Origin of the sequence: Anabaena cylindrica UHCC 0172 (assembly GCF_034931625.1) — a bacterium.
GTDB classification, from domain to species: Bacteria; Cyanobacteriota; Cyanobacteriia; order Cyanobacteriales; family Nostocaceae; genus Anabaena; species Anabaena cylindrica_A.
Genome location: NZ_JAYGGY010000004.1, coordinates 47,948 through 66,214, shown reverse-complemented (window position 1 = coordinate 66,214; position 18,267 = coordinate 47,948). Strand labels below are relative to the sequence as shown.

The 18,267-nt window shown below is 39.2% G+C and carries 22 protein-coding genes, 1 tRNA gene and 2 pseudogenes; 16 read left to right on the top strand and 9 right to left on the bottom strand.

Translation table 11 applies throughout. The features are described from left to right. Positions 1-69 precede the first annotated feature (69 nt). The 8 genes and pseudogenes from VB713_RS02270 to VB713_RS02235 all read left to right on the top strand — a co-directional run bounded on the left by VB713_RS02270 (position 70) and on the right by VB713_RS02235 (position 3,538). On the top strand, positions 70-312 hold the full coding sequence (locus VB713_RS02270; RefSeq protein WP_323309959.1) for a hypothetical protein: 243 nt from the start codon (positions 70-72) through the stop codon (positions 310-312). After that, a complete protein-coding gene (locus VB713_RS02265; RefSeq protein WP_323309958.1) occupies positions 305-688 on the top strand; it encodes a type II toxin-antitoxin system VapC family toxin in 384 nt (127 codons plus the stop codon). Before VB713_RS02270 ends, VB713_RS02265 begins: the two co-directional genes overlap by 8 nt. A gap of 268 nt (positions 689-956) precedes the next feature. Continuing rightward, positions 957-1,184: an AbrB/MazE/SpoVT family DNA-binding domain-containing protein gene (locus VB713_RS02260; protein ID WP_323309957.1), complete on the top strand. Its 228-nt coding sequence runs from the start codon at positions 957-959 to the stop codon at positions 1,182-1,184. Beyond that, a pseudogene (locus VB713_RS02255) lies at positions 1,185-1,346 on the top strand (PIN domain-containing protein); the annotation flags it as partial. Between the two features lie 54 nt (positions 1,347-1,400). After that, positions 1,401-1,952: a CDP-diacylglycerol--glycerol-3-phosphate 3-phosphatidyltransferase gene (gene pgsA / locus VB713_RS02250; RefSeq protein ID WP_323309994.1), complete on the top strand. Its 552-nt coding sequence runs from the start codon at positions 1,401-1,403 to the stop codon at positions 1,950-1,952. Between the two features lie 90 nt (positions 1,953-2,042). Then, the gene (locus tag VB713_RS02245) at positions 2,043-2,279 is read left to right on the top strand and encodes a hypothetical protein (RefSeq protein ID WP_323309956.1); all 237 of its coding nucleotides are present in this window, start codon (positions 2,043-2,045) and stop codon (positions 2,277-2,279) included. A gap of 180 nt (positions 2,280-2,459) precedes the next feature. Beyond that, the gene (locus VB713_RS02240) at positions 2,460-2,726 is read left to right on the top strand and encodes a hypothetical protein (protein WP_323309955.1); all 267 of its coding nucleotides are present in this window, start codon (positions 2,460-2,462) and stop codon (positions 2,724-2,726) included. 77 nt (positions 2,727-2,803) lie between these two features. Beyond that, a complete protein-coding gene (locus VB713_RS02235) occupies positions 2,804-3,538 on the top strand; it encodes a Uma2 family endonuclease (RefSeq protein WP_323309954.1) in 735 nt (244 codons plus the stop codon). Positions 3,539-3,636: 98 nt separating this feature from the next. Here VB713_RS02235 and VB713_RS02230 read toward each other — a convergent pair whose 3' ends face one another. Next, positions 3,637-4,569, bottom strand: coding sequence for an NAD-dependent epimerase/dehydratase family protein (locus tag VB713_RS02230; RefSeq protein WP_323309953.1), 933 nt, complete (start codon positions 4,567-4,569; stop codon positions 3,637-3,639). 204 nt (positions 4,570-4,773) lie between these two features. Here VB713_RS02230 and VB713_RS02225 point away from each other — a divergent pair, with 204 nt between their 5' ends. The 5 genes from VB713_RS02225 to VB713_RS02205 all read left to right on the top strand — a co-directional run bounded on the left by VB713_RS02225 (position 4,774) and on the right by VB713_RS02205 (position 9,960). Then, a complete protein-coding gene (locus VB713_RS02225) occupies positions 4,774-5,916 on the top strand; it encodes a glycosyltransferase (protein WP_323309952.1) in 1,143 nt (380 codons plus the stop codon). 112 nt (positions 5,917-6,028) lie between these two features. Beyond that, the gene (locus tag VB713_RS02220; RefSeq protein WP_323309993.1) at positions 6,029-6,787 is read left to right on the top strand and encodes a sugar transferase; all 759 of its coding nucleotides are present in this window, start codon (positions 6,029-6,031) and stop codon (positions 6,785-6,787) included. Between the two features lie 378 nt (positions 6,788-7,165). After that, positions 7,166-8,245: a GDP-mannose 4,6-dehydratase gene (gmd, locus tag VB713_RS02215; RefSeq protein ID WP_323309951.1), complete on the top strand. Its 1,080-nt coding sequence runs from the start codon at positions 7,166-7,168 to the stop codon at positions 8,243-8,245. 23 nt (positions 8,246-8,268) lie between these two features. Beyond that, on the top strand, positions 8,269-9,213 hold the full coding sequence (locus VB713_RS02210; protein ID WP_323309950.1) for a GDP-L-fucose synthase: 945 nt from the start codon (positions 8,269-8,271) through the stop codon (positions 9,211-9,213). 174 nt (positions 9,214-9,387) lie between these two features. Further along, on the top strand, positions 9,388-9,960 hold the full coding sequence (locus VB713_RS02205) for a 5-formyltetrahydrofolate cyclo-ligase (protein ID WP_323309992.1): 573 nt from the start codon (positions 9,388-9,390) through the stop codon (positions 9,958-9,960). A gap of 3 nt (positions 9,961-9,963) precedes the next feature. Here the strand turns inward: VB713_RS02205 and VB713_RS02200 are convergent. The 4 genes from VB713_RS02200 to VB713_RS02185 form a co-directional block, all read right to left on the bottom strand. Continuing rightward, positions 9,964-10,037 (bottom strand) — tRNA-Pro (locus VB713_RS02200). A 120-nt stretch (positions 10,038-10,157) separates the two neighbouring features. After that, entirely contained in the window at positions 10,158-10,523 is a 366-nt protein-coding gene (locus VB713_RS02195) for a DUF1818 family protein (protein ID WP_323309949.1), read from the bottom strand. 55 nt (positions 10,524-10,578) lie between these two features. Next, the gene (locus tag VB713_RS02190; protein ID WP_323309948.1) at positions 10,579-11,070 is read right to left on the bottom strand and encodes a hypothetical protein; all 492 of its coding nucleotides are present in this window, start codon (positions 11,068-11,070) and stop codon (positions 10,579-10,581) included. A 135-nt stretch (positions 11,071-11,205) separates the two neighbouring features. Next, positions 11,206-11,442 carry a DNA-directed RNA polymerase subunit omega gene (locus tag VB713_RS02185; protein WP_323309947.1) on the bottom strand — a complete coding sequence of 79 codons (237 nt, stop codon included), beginning with the start codon at positions 11,440-11,442 and terminating at the stop codon, positions 11,206-11,208. A gap of 106 nt (positions 11,443-11,548) precedes the next feature. On the opposite strand from VB713_RS02185, the gene VB713_RS02180 reads away from it, so the two are divergent. Next, positions 11,549-12,091, top strand: coding sequence for a hypothetical protein (locus tag VB713_RS02180; protein WP_323309946.1), 543 nt, complete (start codon positions 11,549-11,551; stop codon positions 12,089-12,091). A gap of 17 nt (positions 12,092-12,108) precedes the next feature. Here VB713_RS02180 and VB713_RS02175 read toward each other — a convergent pair whose 3' ends face one another. Next, the gene (locus VB713_RS02175; RefSeq protein WP_323309945.1) at positions 12,109-13,260 is read right to left on the bottom strand and encodes an extracellular solute-binding protein; all 1,152 of its coding nucleotides are present in this window, start codon (positions 13,258-13,260) and stop codon (positions 12,109-12,111) included. Positions 13,261-13,707: 447 nt separating this feature from the next. Between VB713_RS02175 and VB713_RS02170 the strand changes: the two genes are divergently transcribed. Next, positions 13,708-14,082, top strand: coding sequence for a hypothetical protein (locus tag VB713_RS02170; protein WP_323309944.1), 375 nt, complete (start codon positions 13,708-13,710; stop codon positions 14,080-14,082). Here VB713_RS02170 and cobT read toward each other — a convergent pair. The 3 genes from cobT to VB713_RS02155 form a co-directional block, all read right to left on the bottom strand. Next, entirely contained in the window at positions 14,059-15,189 is a 1,131-nt protein-coding gene (gene cobT, locus VB713_RS02165; RefSeq protein ID WP_323309943.1) for a nicotinate mononucleotide-dependent phosphoribosyltransferase CobT, read from the bottom strand. The genes VB713_RS02170 and cobT overlap by 24 nt on opposite strands. Before the next feature lie 82 nt (positions 15,190-15,271). Continuing rightward, positions 15,272-16,006 (bottom strand): DUF2232 domain-containing protein, encoded by a 735-nt coding sequence (locus VB713_RS02160; protein WP_323309942.1) that lies wholly within the window; start codon positions 16,004-16,006, stop codon positions 15,272-15,274. Positions 16,007-16,019: 13 nt separating this feature from the next. Further along, positions 16,020-16,718, bottom strand: a complete 699-nt coding sequence (locus VB713_RS02155) for a Crp/Fnr family transcriptional regulator (protein ID WP_323309941.1) — start codon at positions 16,716-16,718, stop codon at positions 16,020-16,022. Positions 16,719-17,133: 415 nt separating this feature from the next. Here VB713_RS02155 and VB713_RS02150 point away from each other — a divergent pair. Next, positions 17,134-18,267, top strand: a pseudogene (locus VB713_RS02150) (hypothetical protein); the annotation flags it as partial.

The following is an 18,267-nucleotide window of genomic DNA, read 5'->3' as shown; positions in this document are numbered from 1 at the left end:
AAATCCTGAGCATCCTGATTCTGACAGATTTGGTATAATTAACATGATCATTTACTAATTAAGTAAACTATGAAAACACTAGACATAAAAGTAACTATAACAAATGATGGCAAATTATTAGTCAATTCTCCTGTAGATATACCAATGGGTGAATATAACGCTGTTATTGTATTAGAAGATCGCCCAATTGATCATCATGTTCAAACTTCTGTGCAAAATGCTCAGGCTATTTTTAGAAAATATATTCCTGCTAGTATAAAACTTTCTGAAGAATTAATTCAGGAACGAAAAGAGGAAAGTTTGAATGAGTGAAGTTGTTGTAGATGCTTCTGCTATTTTAGCTTTGCTTAATCAAGAAACTGGTAGCGAAGAAGTTTTAAAATTTATTGGTAAAGCTGCAATTAGTACAGTGAATTTATCTGAAGTCATAGCAAAATTAGCAGATGCAGAAATCCCGGAAGAAGATATTAGACAGATTATTTCTAATCTCAATCTTGAAGTTATTGATTTTAATGAAGAACAAGCTTTAAAAGCAGGAATGTTGCGCCCAAATACTAAATCAATCGGGCTTTCATTTGGTGATAGGGCTTGTTTAGCATTAGGTATTTTTCTGAATCAGCCTGTTCTAACAACTGATCGGTTGTGGGGTAGTATTAGCGTGGGAGTTGAAGTTAGATTATTACGTTAGACATTAATGAAATATAATGCACCGTTTTTTATTAAAACTTAACTGTCAGATATGGCTAACGCCACGCTGCGCGAACAGGATATCCAGGATTAACACGATTATATTTGATTTTGATATTCTAAAATACTTGAATTAATGTAATTTCTGAAGAGATAAATGAATATTAAAAAATCATCCTGTACATCCTCAAATCCTGAGCATCCTGATTCAGAGAATTTTTAGCTACAATTAAAGCATAAACAACTAACATGAATTAGAGGAAATAATAATGAATACAGCCAAACTTAGCAGTGACGGTAATCATCAAACAGTGATATTACCCCCAGATTTCAAAATGACAGGTACTGAAGTCTATGTTAAAAAAATTGGTAATGCCATTATTCTTATTAGTACAGATAATCCTTGGCAAACTCTAATTGATAGTTTAGACCAATTTTCTGATGATTTTATGATGACTAGAGATCAACTTCCTATTGATAAAAGAGAGGATTTTTAAATGCAATATCTTCTCGATACCAACATCTGTATTTATCTGATTAAGCAAAAGCCAGAAAAAGTTATAGCACGATTTCAAACCTTGTCAATTTCTGATATTGGTATTTCTTCCATTACCGTTGCTGAATTAGAATATGGTGTTTATAAAAGTCAGCAACAAGAGAAAAATAAAAATGCCCTCACTGCTTTCTATATTGATATGAATAAAAAAATGCAAATGAATTTACCTAACTGGATTACTTGTTCTCGACTTTTGGGAATACCATTTTTACTTTATGGTTTATACAATCCCAGCAATGAAGCTAAATGGATATGTTTAACGATATTTTTAATTGCAGCTTTGACTGATTGGTTAGATGGTTATTTAGCCAGGAAACTTAACCAAATTACTGATTTAGGTAAATTTCTTGATCCTTTAGTAGATAAATTATTGGTACTTGCACCATTATTAGTTTTGGTGGAATTAGGAAAAATACCAGCTTGGGGAGTGTTTGTGATTTTAGCACGGGAATTAGCGATCGCAGGTTGGCGCGTTAATCAAACCACCATCACTGGTGCAAATATTTGGGGTAAACTCAAAACAGTCAGTCAAATCATAGCCATATCACTACTAATTGCACCCTTATCAACGGCTTGGCAACTTCCTTCATTAATTGCCTTTTGGCTGTCTGTCGCTTTGACTGTGGTATCTGGTATAATTTATTTTATACCCCCGAATTTAACTAATACTCAAGAGTATACTCAAAAAACCAAGCCTAACTTACCTTAGTTGTGTTGATTTATTAAATCTGAAACCAGAACTCGGCACAAACCAGAAACTCATGAGAATATAAAGAAAATATTAAATAATTGCAACATCATGATAACTGCTAAATTGATCCAACAGCTTTGGGCTATAATTGAATCCACACAAGTTAGCACACTGCTCCAGTTTGACGATACTGCTTTAGTACAGTTGCTCCTCCAGCAATTAACAGCCAAGCAGAGTCTGGACGCTAAAGAAACTCCTAGCATTGATAATTACATCAAATCTAAACTTCCCCTAATTCGTGATACAGCTGAAAGCAGAATGTCTTTTGGTCAACGCAACAACTAACACTTTCAAGAAACAGTCACGAGTAACTAGTGTAACGTTGGTAGCAAAGTACTCAAGAAAATTTTGTTTCTTTTAATTCATAGGGGGTGGCAGTAACGTCTGTATAGTTGCTCTTAACTAAATAGTAGTTACTTTTAGTAGTTCATTGCCCAACATCTCTCAGAGTTCAAACAGTATAATATGATGAATCACTGGCTAAGTATTGCCCTGGTAGCTTATCTAATCGGAGCGACGATTGAAGGGGTAAGTACAGTCAGTCAGCTATCTCATTCAACAATAGAACTAAATAAAAGTACAAGAGATAATAATTCTCAAGAATCTGACACTCCACCTATTCAAAATTGGCGAATTGTTGCTATTATTGCCACAGTGAGTGTCTGTGGAGCCTTTTGCTGGCCTTGTCGTCTGCTGCATCGTTCAATTAAAGACGGTAATAACAGTTTTTAGCGTTAAAAATATTCTTGATCAAATACAAAATATATTCTGAATCAGTTAGTTTAGAGTTAACTGTTAAGGATAATTATATGTATCAAACAGATCCACCTATTCCCGCTAAAGAAACTCTTCCTACCATGTATGATCTCCCCAGTGAGTACCCGGAGGATTCTGGTTTGCCTGACGAATTTCATATTTTACAACCCAGACTTTTAACAGACACTTTTTCTCCTCCTGATTATCCCGTAGATCAGGTATTTGTTGCTACAGATTTAAATCTTTATTATGATACGCGTAATTCATTATGGTATAAACGCCCAGATTGGTTTGCAGTTGTGGGTGTTTCTCGTTTATATGAACAGAGAGAATTACGTTTAAGTTATGTAATGTGGCAAGAACTAATTGCTCCTCTTGTCATGGTAGAATTATTATCGCCAAAAACCGAAAAAGAAGACTTAGGAAGAACTTTACGAGAAGTTAACCAACCCCCAACTAAATGGGAAGTGTATGAACGAATTGTCAGAGTTCCTTACTATATTATTTTTGATCGTTACACTGATAAATTACAAGCATTTCAATTAGTTGCCGATAGCTATCAAGAAATAGATGTTAGTTCTGGTAAAATTTGGATGCCAGGAATAAATTTAGGTTTAGGACTTTGGCAAGGAACTTTTGAAGGCATTGAACGTTTATGGTTACGCTGGTATGACAATTCAGGAAATTGGATTTCTACTCCTTTAGAACTTCTGGAACAGGAAAAACTGCGTTCCGATAAATTAGCTGCCAAATTGCGAGAATTAGGAATTAATCCTGATGATTTGTAAGATGTAAATAAATCGAATGTAGGAGTTTAGTAACTACAGATTATATCCCCAAATTCATGCATAATTCAGGGATATTTTATTGATTTTTCAATTCCTGATTAGATAGCTTTTAAAATTTCGTCATCTATAGAAAAATCCACATCAGTTTTATCTCTGCCACTGGTTAAATAATCGCTTTCTAAAGAATCTTTTAGTCCAGAGATTAAATCATATTCAGGTTGCCAATTTAATTCTGTCATCGCTTTATTTACCGATGCAAAAAAGTGTTGTACCCGCATAGGGAAGGCTTTACGTTTACCAAAATCAAACTTTTTCGGGTCATAATGAACAATTTTAAGATCATCTGGTGATTTGCCAGCAGCTACAGCACAAGCACGAGCTAAACCATCAAAAGTGACAAAGCGATCGCCTGATATATTATAAATCTGCTGGATAGTCTTTTGATTGCCGATCACCTGAGTCATTGCCTGAGCTAAATCCTTGACATGACCTAGCTGGGTGAGGTGCATTCCATTCCCAGGAATCGGAATCGGGCGATCGCGCACAATTCTATCAAAAAACCAGCCTTCCAATTCGTTATAGTTTTTGGGCCCGTAAATATAAGTCGGACGAATAGAAGTAAAAGGAATTCCTAATTGTTGCAGATAAGCTTCCGTTTCATGCTTACCCTTGTGACGACTCTGAGGATCAACCGTATCACCTTCTAGATGAGGCATTTGGTCAGACTTGAGATATACCCCAGCCGAACTCATGTAGACAAAATGTTGGACACGTCCTGCAAAAATTTCTGCTAGTGGTTGCGTATCAGTGAGTTCCCTGCCATTATTGTCAAAAATGACATCAAAGTTTTCTTGTGATAACTTAGCTTTTAACTGGCTAGGGTCAGTGCGATCGCCTATAATTTGTCCTACTCCCTCTGGTGCTGGAAAATTACCGCGATTAAACAACACCACCTCATGCCCAGCCTCTACCAATAGCTGAGTCAAGTAGACACCGATAAACCTAGTTCCACCAATAACCAGAATACGCATAAATTCTCAATTCCTATGTCAGCTATTGTCTTTCATCACCATTATCTTTGAGGTTATCAGGTTGCAGCATCATCCTGGAACATCTTTTGGTAGGATTACATCTTACCGAATACCGAGTACCAAGTATCGAGTATCGAGTATCGAGTACCAAGTATCGAGTACAAGAGAAACAATTAAATTTCCCTCTGCCCCTTACATTAAACTGTGTCCTTGAAATATGCTTTGGTTCATGAGTGGCTCACACCTAAAGCCACAGGTGGTTCAGAACTTGTTGTCCAAGAAATTTTGAATCACATTGATGCTGATTTATATGCCCTAATTGATTTTGAATCTAGCAATCCTGAAAGTTATCTCTACAAGCGTCAGATTGGAAAAACCTTTCTTCAGCACTTGCCATTAGCCCGCACAGGGGTACAGAAATATCTACCGTTGTTACCATTAGCGATCGAACAATTAGATTTGCGCCAATATGACGTAATACTTTCTTCCTCCCACGCTGTAGCTAAAGGAATCCTGACAACTCCTGATCAGATGCATATCTGTTATTGCCACAGTCCAATGCGCTATGCTTGGGACTTGACATTTGATTATTTAGACCAAAGCAAACTGGGGAGAGGCGCAATTGGGTGGATAACTAGATATTTATTGCATAGTTTGCGTCAATGGGATGTATTGAGTGCAAACCGGGTTGATTACTTTATTGCCAACTCCCAGCATACAGCAAGGCGAATTTGGCGTTGTTATCGACGAGAAGCAAAAGTCATTTACCCACCAGTGGATATTGATAACTGTCCCTTTTCATCTGAAAAAGAGGATTTTTATCTGATCGTTTCCCGATTAGTCAGCTATAAACAAGTATCCTTGATTGTTCAGGCTTTTAATCAACTAAAACGACCATTGGTGGTGATTGGTACAGGACCAGAAATGAAAAATCTGCAAGCGATCGCAAATCCTGATATTCAAATACTAGGATGGCAACCTGATGATGTAGTAAAAAAATATATGGCTCGTGCCAAAGCCTTTATCTATGCAGCTTGCGAAGATTTCGGCATTGCCTTAGTCGAAGCCCAAGCTTGTGGCACTCCAGTCATTGCTTATGGAGCAGGAGGCGCTCTAGAAACTGTTCGAGATATTCGCGCTTGTTTCGATACAGGAACAGGTATATTCTTTAAAGAACAAACAGTAATAGCTTTAGTAGATGCAGTAGAAAAATTTGAAGCCTATCAGGATTTTTTAAAATATGAGTATATAAGATTACACGCAACTCAGTTTTCTCGACAGGTTTTTGCAGATAACTATCTAGGTTTTCTGAATCAGTGTCAAGAAAAAAGACCGTTCCCCAAATAATGGTCAGGGTTATTGTATTTTTTTTGTAGGTTTTTGGGAATATTACCCCAGAATCACTGCCTTTTAGCTTTAAGATCGGGACTATGTGTGGTGTGGATTATTAAGGAGTATGATGACTGCCCAGAGCTCACTCCTCTCCGGCAAGCGTTACCCACGGAAAGATGCTAGTGCCTCGACGCATACTTTAGCAAAACGTGGTCAAAAGGCTAAACCCCCCAAGGTAAAACCTAGAGGTTTGGCTTTTCAGGGTTTAAACGGAGAGTTTGCCAAACGACTGTTCGATATTGTATTTTCGCTGTCGATTTTGATTTTGTTTTTCCCCATATACATAATTTTGGCTTTACTGATTGCGGTCAGTTCAAAAGGCCCAATTTTTTATGTCCAAGAACGGGTTGGTAAAAACTATCGCCGCTTCAAATGTATTAAATTCCGTACTATGGTGAGGAATGCCGACGAAATCCTCGTGCAAATCATGGAAACATCCCCAGAGTTGCGCCAGGAATTTGACAGCACTTTTAAGCTCAAACAAGACCCCCGGATTACCAAAATTGGTCACTTCCTACGAATTACCAGCTTGGATGAATTTCCGCAGTTTTGGAACGTGTTAACAGGAGACATGAGTGTAGTTGGTCCACGCCCCCTAGTAGCGGAAGAATTACCAAAATACGGCTGTCACATCGAGCATATTTTAACCATCCGTCCGGGAATTACTGGATTGTGGCAAGTATCTGGACGTAATGATATTCCTTATCCACGGCGAGTCCAAATAGATCTGCATTATGTCAAATTCAGGAATTTTTGGCTAGATTTATGGATCATCTTGAAAACGATAGATGTAGTTATCATGCCCAAAAATAACGGGGCATACTAAGAAAATACTCAAATTTGAGTTTATGGGGCAATTCATGAATTGCCCCTAAATTTTGGATTTTCGTATAAATTGTTAAAGCACCACTGCATACGGAAATGCTTTAAGAACATAAATTTTATTCAGTCTTTATAAAAATCAATAATCAATGAAATTTTGGCAAAGATATGAAAAATTACCAAATTATACTCAGAACTTAACCCCACATCATGAGAGACTTAGTTGTTAAAGTACTTTTTATTAAGTATATTGGTCTACATTTAAGTTTTGATAGCAACTAAGACTTGTAGGTTTATAATCATACAGTTTTAGAAATGATTTGCTAAGGTATTTATTATATCTAGTAACTTTTACAACATCAATCAGAAGGAATAATTGGGCATGACAGAACAAAAACGAGCTTTAATTACTGGTATCACTGGTCAGGATGGTTCATATCTGAGTGAGTTTTTGCTAGAAAAAGGTTATGAAGTTCATGGTATTATTCGTCGAACTTCTACCTTTAACACAGACCGTATCGATCACATCTACGAAGATCCTCATAAAGAAGGGGTCAAATTATTACTTCACTATGGCGACTTGACAGACGGTACGACATTGCGCCGGATTTTAGAAGAAGTCAAGCCTACAGAAATTTATAATCTGGGCGCTCAATCTCATGTCAGAGTCAGCTTTGATTCACCAGAATATACAGTAGATGCGGTTGGCATGGGAACTCTTCGTTTATTAGAAGCTATCCGTGATTACCAGCAACGCACAGGGATTCAAGTCAGGTTCTACCAAGCTGGTTCCTCGGAAATGTATGGCTTAGTGCAAGCAGTACCTCAAAGTGAGACTACACCCTTTTATCCCCGTAGTCCATATGCTTGTGCAAAAGTTTACGCCCACTGGCAAACAGTGAATTATCGCGAATCCTACAACTTGTTTGCTTGTAATGGCATTCTTTTTAACCACGAATCGCCCCGTCGGGGTGAAACCTTTGTCACCCGTAAAATTACCAGAGCAGTTGCCCGTATTTTTGCTGGGAAACAAAAGAATATATACATGGGCAATTTGGATGCCAAGCGAGATTGGGGCTATGCCAAAGATTACGTAAAAGCTATGTGGTTGATGTTGCAGAAAGACGAGCCGGATGATTACGTGATTGCTACGGGTGAAACTCACTCGGTGCGCGAATTTCTCGAATTAGCTTTTAGCTATGTGAATCTCAAATGGGAAGATTATGTGGAATTTGATGATCGTTATCTACGCCCAACAGAAGTAGATCTGTTGATTGGTGATCCTACTAAGGCGCAGCAAAAGTTAGGTTGGAAGCCTTCCGTAACCTTTCCAGAACTTGTATCCTTGATGATGGAATCTGACTTGCAAGCTTTGGGTTGCACTTCCCCTAATGGAAATGGTTCACAACAACCCAAAGATATTGCTACTAATCGTCAGGAATTAGGCGCTCTCCACTTTTGATCTACACCCCTAAGGATAAAAATATGACTGCCTTAGAACTAAAAAATAAACGGATTGTTGTGACGGGTGGGGCTGGTTTTCTAGGTCGTCAAGTGATAGATCAGCTTTGTAAAGCTGGGGCTGATCGTGAGAAAATTACAGTAACGCGATCGCATGATTGTGATTTGCGGGTCTGGGAAAATTGCCAGCGTGCAGTTGACCAACAAGATATTGTTATTCATCTAGCAGCTCATGTTGGCGGTATTGGTCTCAACCGCGAAAAACCCGCAGAGTTATTTTACGATAACTTGATGATGGGAACCCAGCTAATTCATGCTGCCTATCAAGTGGGTTTAGAAAAATTTGTCTGTGTTGGTACTATCTGCGCTTATCCCAAATTCACACCAGTCCCATTCAAAGAAGAAGACCTCTGGAATGGTTATCCAGAAGAAACTAACGCTCCCTATGGAATTGCGAAAAAAGCCCTTTTAGTTCAACTACAATCTTACCGACAGCAGTACGGCTTTAATGGTATTTACTTGCTACCAGTGAACTTATATGGGCCTGAAGATAATTTTGATCCTAGAAGTTCCCACGTTATTCCAGCGTTAATTCGCAAAGTTCACGAAGCCCAAGTCAAGGGAGAAAAGCAACTTCCTGTTTGGGGTGATGGTTCTCCTACCCGCGAGTTTCTGTATTCAGAAGATGCTGCACGAGGCATTATCATGGGTACTCAATTATACAACGACTCTGACCCCATTAATTTAGGAACAGGTTATGAAATCTCTATCAAGGATTTAATTAATCTGATTTGTGAATTAATGGAATATGAAGGGGAGATTATCTGGGAAACTCACCAACCCAATGGTCAACCACGGCGCTGTTTAGATACCGAAAAAGCGAAGCAAGCCTTTGGATTTACCGCTCAAGTCAGTTTCCGAGAAGGGCTAAAGAATACCATTGACTGGTATCGTCAACACGCTGCATAGGTAAAAAAGCAGAAGTTTTATCTCATCTCGCTTATCTCGTTCCCAGTCTCCGACTGGGAATGCCATCACAGAGGCTCTGCCTCGTTGTCAGCAAAAAGCTTTCTAGAATTCATTTCCATACTCTGTATGGGAACGAGAAATGAGAAACTTTGATTCAAGCATTGAAAATTGGACATTATCAAAACTGATTTATCACTAAATAAGGCAAAACTCCGGCGTAATTTGCTGAAAACACGTCAATCTCTAACGGTAGAAGATTGGAGAGAAAAGAGCGATCGCATTTGTTCACAAATCCAAACCTCAATTCTATTTACCCAAGCAACCACTATCCTGGCCTATTTCAGCTTTCGTCAAGAACCTGACCTCAGTCCACTTTTTACAGACTCTCAACGCCGTTGGGGATTTCCTCGCTGTGTGGGTCAGTCCCTATCTTGGCACTTATGGGAACCTGATAATCCGCTTCAAATTGGCAATTATGGCATTAATGAACCCCATTCAGCAGCACCTATAATCAATCCTGGTGAAGTAGATTTAATCCTTGTTCCTAGCGTAGCTTGTGATCAACAAAAATACCGTTTAGGCTATGGTGGTGGTTATTATGACCGTTTGTTGAGTTCTCCAGCTTGGGCTAAAACACCTACCTTGGGCGTGGTTTTTGACTTTGCCTATTTATCTCAACTACCTATTGCAAATTGGGATAAACCGTTACAATCTGTTGTAACCGAAGTAAAACTACATCACATTTAAAAATCGGAGCGGCGGGATTCGAACCCACGACCTCCACTACCCCAAAGTGGCGCGCTACCAAGCTGCGCTACGCCCCGTTTACTTAACTTGAAACTTTAGATTTTTGGATTGGGGATTCTTCCAAATTTGTGAATCTAAAATTAATTAAGTCACTCTTACGAGAGTAACATGAGTTTCAGGAAAATAGCAAGCCTCTTTCAAAAGATTTTTAGCATTGCTGTAGCTTGCAGTAACTCTGGTACAGCCTCAGCTTCCCATTTACCTTCTACACCCCTGCCTGTATTGAGGATAAAGCGTAAATTATAGGAGTTGGCATAGCCTTCTACCTCCATCCACAATAAATTGCTTTCAGCTTCACAGGCGATTTTTTCCTCATCCATTAATTCTGCGGCTAAATGCTTCATTGTGTCTCCAAGCTGGTTTAAGAGCCGACAAAAATCATTTAATTCAATTTCGGTTAATTCTATCGCCCAGTCGTCTGTACCTACTAAGCCTTTAAATTCTGCTGCGTCGGGATTCCAGCCTATACGCCAACCTTTACCGCTTTTGAGGATTTTGTGCATGGTTTTTTTAACGCAGAGGAACGCAAAGTAAAACGCAGAGGGACGCGGAGAGGTTTTAGGATGGGGGGTTGAAGATATCGACTAGGACTTGGACTAGTTGATTGCGTTGGTTGCGGGTAAGTTTGGCTATGGTGGTGCGATCGCTCTCTAGTGGATTTTGCTTTAAGGAATCATTACCTGGATAGGATGCTTCATAAATAGTTTCGTTTGCATTTAAATAATCTGCCAAAGTTAATTTCCAATCTAAGCGATATATGGGCGATCGTCCTTTCACATAAATGTGGTAACGAATCATCCGACTAACTAAGGTGTTGTTTTCGGCAACCTTACCTGTATCTTTGCTGGTATATTGGTTTTCTTTTGGCAAGTCAGGTAGTTGCTGATAAACTAACTGCCAAACATCGCTAGGGCTGATTCTCTGAGCTACAGCAGGTGAAATGCTAGGAAAATTTGAGCTTCCTAAACCCAAAGTCAATACACTCACTGCAATCAAGATAATTATCAACCCTGAGTTGAACTGCAAAAATAAAAAATTTTTCTTTTTCATTCTCCAAGCCTGTAGGGGCGGGGAAACCCCGCCCTCGATTGTATTGCGTCCCACAGAGAACCACTATGAGTGGTTAAACAAAAAGGGCATCGGGGACTGGAAACCAGGAAAAAATTTTTCCCAATCCCGTGCAAATTATAATTCGCCGATAATCTCTGGTTGAGTCATTTCATCAGACATTTCAATAATTGCTCTGAGTACGGGTTTCATCATCACATCTTCGTTATTTTCAAAGTCTTCATAACGCCGGCGCTTCGCACGATTTGCCACTTGAACTGTAATCCGATAGCGATTTGAGGCGGCGCTAATTAGCTCCTCAGCACGGTGCATAATCTGAGACTGGGTTGTCTCGAACTTGGAACGCTTCAGCATAGTTAGTGTTTGTTGGGATTCTTCCTCAGTTTAGCAGTACTTATGGAAGCTGAGAGATTTGAATCACATATATTAGAAGGATACAGGATTTTTTTTAGATGCACTTATGTCTAAATGCAACTTAGTTACTGGCAAGAAATCTCTTTCACTAATACTCAGCTTGAGTCTCACCACCTTTATTTTACCCACCCTCCCATCAAAGGCGGAAAATATACCCCAACCTTCTGATGCACCATTGGAATTGAATGTACTTACTAAGCCGACAGCTGCTGTGATTACAGCTAATACTATCAACCCCAAAAACTTAACCATTCCTAGTTTATGGTGGGCAAAGGAAAATTCCGAAAATAAACTTCTAGATAACTGGATAGCATACCCAGCGTCTGCAAAAGAAACAGCCCGTGTAGACTTGATTGTGAATCAGCAAGTTTGGAGCTTACTAGATTATTTAGAGCGCTACAAATTCGTGAACGGATTGGGTAGCATGGCTAGGAATTTTGGTTATAACATTCGAGTTTTTAATTATCAACAAGAAATGTTAGCAACTTATACTTGTAATTTGGGAAAAAGCCCAGCTTTATGTAATATCAAAATGAGTATTCAGAGTAAATTAGGGTTACGTCAAAATTTACAGTCAACTGAAGAATAAAATTCAGGCATTGACAATTAGCTTAAATTTTTCATCTTGATAAATAAAGATTCATATTGCTTTGTTGTTGCTGGTGAAAAGGGTAATAAAAATTCGCTTTTGTCAAAAACTTCCTGATTTGTTAATAACAGGTTTTCTAATTGTTTCTGGATATCAGCAGCAACAATATTGTTCGCCATTGGTGAATTGGTTTTAGTCAGGATGGCAATTTTTTTGGCTATATTTGGTTGCCAACAAAAATCAATCCATTGGGATGCTAAAGCTCTTTTCTCAACCCCTGCGGGACTTACCCATAAGTCTGCCCAAATGGCCGTTCCTGATTGGGGAATGACTGCGGTTAGTTTTGGATAACGACTTAACAAAGGTATAACATCATTTGACCAACCTACTGCCAACCAAGTATCTCCGGTGATCAGCGGTTCTAAATAGGTAGTGGAGTCATAGAATTTTACTTGTTGATTTAATGCCTGTAATTCTGCTTCTAAAGAGGGAATTTGGTCAAGATTTTCTGTATTATATGATTTTCCCAATTTTTTTAAAACCAGACCAATTACTTCTCTGGGGTGATTAAGGAGAGAAATGTGCGATCGCAATTCACTACGCCATAAATCACTCCAATCCTTTGGTTGCCAATCTAATTTTTGGAACTTTTCTCGATTATAAACAATTACTGTATTACCCCAGCGATAAGGCGCACCCCAAACCTTACCTTGAGGGTTAATATTACCTTGATCGTCTCGCTTTACTAGTTGCTGCCACTTTTGATCTAAAACAGGCCATTGTTTAATTTTTTCTGCTTCTAGTGGTTGAATCAGTTTCTGTTCAATTGCCGCTTTTAGCCAATAGTCTCCTAATGTCACCAAGTCAGATTTAGAGGGTGTTTGATTTTGGGTGAATGGAATATAACGCTTCCATACCTCTTGATTATCCTTTTTTGGTTGCTGCCATATTTGTAATTTCTGAAATAGATCATAAATCTGATCAATGGGTACAAATTTTGATTTTACCTCTGACTGCAAACTTTTGTGAAACTGATTAACCACCTGAGGAGGTATAGAACCTTTTAACAGCTGTACATTGAGTTGTGCCTGGTTTTTACCATTACACCCAATTAGGAGTTGGGAAACTGCGAATCCGCTTGTACCTACCAAAAAAGACCGTCGATCCATTGATTTTTTACTTTGGGACTATAATTGAATTCTCTAAATAAATTTTTTTATGTGATTTTTGAGCAAATAGCGCCGCAATTTCCTAATTTTAGACGTTGGGGATAGATTGTCAAGGTAATACTATCTAAAATTACGATTTATACTCTCAATCCTCGATTAACTTCAAGTTAATCATCTTTAATTAACTATCTTAATAGAATATAAATAAATTCTAAAGAATTAACCAATTTTTAGCATAGTTTATGTCAATAAACGCAAAATATTTAACTTTTTTTTGCATAAAATCGTGAACAACACCGTTGATGTTTGTGGAATTGTATGTATAAATGATAATTTAGTTAGCGAACTACTCAAAAAAGATGAAAGATTAAATAAATCATAAATATTTTTAACATTGGAAGTAAATTGAATAACATTAGAGAAACTATTTTGTGATCAAGGTATTAAATGGAGCCATTACAAAAACAAATACTGACTCTGACCGAAAAGGTAGATGCTATCTATGAGGTGATTGAAAACCTTGATAGGAAACTATCTCAGGGCTTGTCTGATTGCTTTTTAGAGCAAAAACAGCCAAAAGATAATTATTTAGAAAATCATGAAGTTGAACATTACAAGTTTAGAGGGCGGAGCAGTTGGAATGCTGATTTAGAGCATAAGGATGTATTGATAGATGGTATTTATCCAGATATGAATCCCCAAACTGGTGACAAGCAAATAACACCAGAAATTCAAATCCAAAGACTGACAGCACAATTAACAGCGGCGTATAATCGCATTGCGGCTTTGGAAGAACAATTATTGCGAGAGCGAATTCACTAATTGGTCAAGCTGGGCTTCAATGGCTGCTAAAAGTTGTTCTTGCTGCCAATTTTGATTTAGATAGGCAGCGATACAAGCGGCTCCAGCACCAACACCTTCTTTAACAAAACCCTGCTCATAAGCTCGGAGTTGGGGATAACGAGAATTAGCAAAACTTAACTGTGTAGCCAACAGGGGAGGAGTTTCTTGTCCCCAATTAATGCTATTTTTACCTAAACTGAGGGCTAAATCAACGGTAGCCCCAGTAGGATCTTCTGCTACCCAACGAGTCGTACCAACGACTATAGCTTCTGGTTGCCAAGATAAAGAGTAAGATTGAGCGATCGCTTGAACCAGAGCATAAACAGCCAACATTTGTGTACCACCAGCTAATAGAACTCCACAACGACGACTAGCTGCGATCGCCATCCCAGCCACCACCACTTGCATAGGATCTCCCACCGCTGCTACAAGTGCAAGAGGATCAAGAGGATTTTGATTTTTAACTTTCTCTAAACCAGCTTGCACCACAGCCAACTTTTGCTCATGGTTACAAACAGGATGACTACTGTTAACTTTACCTACAGCATCAATCCCTAAACCAGTTAAAATTGCCAACGCAGTCGTAGTCCCACCCACAACGCACTCACTTAAAATTAGATAACTTTCAGAAATATTAGCACTCAGTTGAGAACCCCAAAATAAACCCTGTGCCAACAAATGTTTCACCATCCCTATTTCCATAGCTACACCTGTACTTAAACACCTAGCACTCGCACCACCCAAATCAATCATTGGCACAGCCGGAACCTGTGGTAAACCCGCATTAAATAAATAAACTGGTAACTTCAACCCAGCCACCACAGCACGGGAAATCAGCACAGGAGAAGCGCCAGCAGTCAAAGGTGGTAGAGGATACTTAGGCAGATGTGCAGCACCATAATACAAAAATTCAGCATCAGCACAAGCCGTATACTGTCGATCCTCTGGAGTCAAACCAGCCGCCGAAATTCCAGGTAGCAAAGCAGTTTCTGTAAAACCCAAAACACAAGCAAACACAGGTAAACGACCACGATAACGTTTTAACCATGCTTCACCCTGTTCAATTTGTGTATAAATCTTAATCATAGTCAAAGGGAACAGGGAACGAGGAATATGGAAAACGCATTTACCCCCAAAAATTCACGAAACTTAAAGCGGCTTGATTCGACTAAACCTCATAATCCATCAGCACTTGTACCCAACGTGGGGGACGGGGAATAGGATTTCCCAAACGATCTAAAAGTAACCATGCGGCCAGATGTACCACAAACAAATAAATCAAGTTGTTAAATGCAATTAAAAGCACCGCACCCACTTGGATGAAAAATACACTCGGAGTCGCCAATATCTCCAACTTCAGGAAAATCCATTCGATTATTTCTGTCACCTGGTTAATCACATAAACCCACAAGTCTTCACCAGATAACACCGACAGCAACCACAAGCGAAAAAACACACCCAAAGTCCCCAACAACATCCCTAAAATAATCGAGACAATCCACGGTACACGACGATGCCACGTCGCACCCAAGAGGACACCCATCAAAGCAAAAGGCATCACAAATAACATACTGCGAACTGGCCCCATCAGCACCGCTAACAGTAAGCCAGAAGTCACAGCAGCCATCCATGCAGCACGTTTACCCCAGCGTAAGTAAACCAGAGCGATGGGAACCGGAAAAAATATTCGTAACACTGGCCCCAAGGGAAAATAGAAATTAATAAACCAAATCAAACTAGCAGTACTGGCTAAAAATGCTGTTTCTACCATCCTTAAAGGTGCATCAACCTGAAGTTGAGGGCGTTTCAACTGCTTTTGTTGATCTACCTGATTACTGGGGTTTGGTGATACAGAAGATGGATTTTCCTCCGGTTCATCTGACAGAGAATCTAGAATATTCATACTGAACAAGGTGTTAAATGATCATTTTTTCCAAAGCTGACACATCAGGGATACACATAACATCTTGCTCCCGTACAATCAAGCCTTTTTTTTCCAGCCTTGTCAATACACGTGTCACTGTTTCCCGTGCCAGACCACTTAAACTACTTAATTCCCGGTGAGGTAAATTAGGAATTTCCGTGCCTGTCTGTCCTCTTTTTCCCTGTCCTTCTGCCAAAAATAGCAAGGTATCTGCCACCCGCGATTGACTATCCGATTCCCGCAGGCGTAATCGCCGATTTACTTGTCGTAAACGTCTTGCCATCAATTGCGCTAATCTGAGTCCTGCTAAGGGTTCTGTTTGCAACAACTTGACAAAATCTTGAGCAGGCATACTCCCAATCATTGTCTGAGTAAGAGTAATGACATCAGTAGAACGGGGAACTTCATCTAGCGCCGCCATTTCTCCAAATAATTCTCCATGCCCAATAATATTTAGTGTTACCTCTTTTCCTTCTAAATTGTAGGTACGGATTTTTACCCACCCATCTAGAATGAAATACACAGAACCACCCCAGTCATTTTCTAGCAAAATTACTTGATTAGCAGGGTGGGTACGGGTAACAAGATGGGATAGGGATGTTTCCACAATAGATTCAGGCAACCCTTCAAAAAAGGGCGCTGAAGTGATCCAGTTATGAGCGGATGTCTGCAAGCTATATCGATCTTCCATTAGGACATATTTATTAAAGCTGCTATCAACTGAACAAGCAAGATCGTGTTTTAAGTCCAAGCTATAAAATTACAGCCGCTTTTTAAAGGGGAAACTAAACTATGTTACACAAGAAAACGACCAGATAATTTTTTCTTAGCAATCTTTATTTTCTCTTAGTGTTTGCTCATTACGGACACATGATTTATTCTTAAGTTCAAAGTATAACATTAAGGATGAATTCTACACTTAACACAGTCCAAAATTGAGTGACCTGCCTGAAAAGGGAGCAAACCCTGAGGATCAAGTTGCATCTCCCACTAATTCATAACATAATTGCCCTCAGAAGTCTGAGCAATAACTTTTGCCACTGAGAACTTCTGTAATCGTAAATACCATAAAAATCAAAGTACATTTCTAAATAAGGTAATTTAACGTGACTTCCCGTGCAGATGAAATTCACAAACTGATTGCAGACATTGACAACTTACTGTCTAACAGTGGCAATCGTCTCTCTAAACTGCTGTCTGGTCAGGGACAAGAAGACAAAGACGTTTTACAACGAGTGCGAGACTTTCTTGTGAAACTCGACGAAAGTGAGGAATCAGCAGAAAGCAGCGTCCCCAAGGAGTCTGAGACTCCACCGCTCTCATCTTTGTTGACAAGGTTTGTAGAGCAGGAGCAGAACCAATCTGCCTCACATTCCTATCAATCACAACAAGAACAAAGTAATTTGACCGCAGGGCAATTCAAAGATGAAATTTCGTTTTTGCTTCAACCCTTACAAGCAGAATTGTCAGGACTTTTGGAAGAAAGAGCTGCTCTTGTTAAGGAAATTAGGCAGCTAGAGCAAAAGCGACTGCAAAACTATTCTTTAACACAGCAGTTAGCGAACCAAGAGCAGATAATTTCCGAATTTTTGCAAGTGCTAATCAGTCGCTTAGTGCCAAATTTATTACCATATTTGACAAAAACTTTGCCTACTTCTCCTGGTTTGTCAACAAGTGAACAGAAGCAAGAAGCATTAAATTCTGCTGTGCAACCTGTTTTGGGTTCAGTTGAGGAGACAGATCGATTAGCAACTCTGGCAAGGGAGTTAGATCAACGCTTGCTATCACTAGATGGAACTGTCAATGTTGTCTTTAGCTCACTAGAGCGCAACATCACCACCTATCATCAGTCTCTATCCCAAGCGCTGGCAAAAATGCACAGTCAGGGCATCCAAGGTGAACAGTTGATGGCAAATTTTCTCAATAATTTGACTCAGCATTTACAACAACAATCTCCAGATGCTCAATCTTTTCTGTTTGGGGTAGATACTCAAACAGTATCATCACCAACTTCTTATAATGCTGAGGAATTAATTCAGGATATTGCTGCTGAGACAGAAGAATCTCCCGCTGTGGAAAATTTGGATAGAGTGCTGTCAGAACTGACGGCAGATGAGTCACTAGCTTCAGTTACTGAGACTTTGAATATCCCCGATGAATTACAACCAGAGGATGCTGTTGAAGAAGAATTAATTCAGGATATTGCTGCTGAGACAGAAGAATCTCCCGCTGTGGAAAAT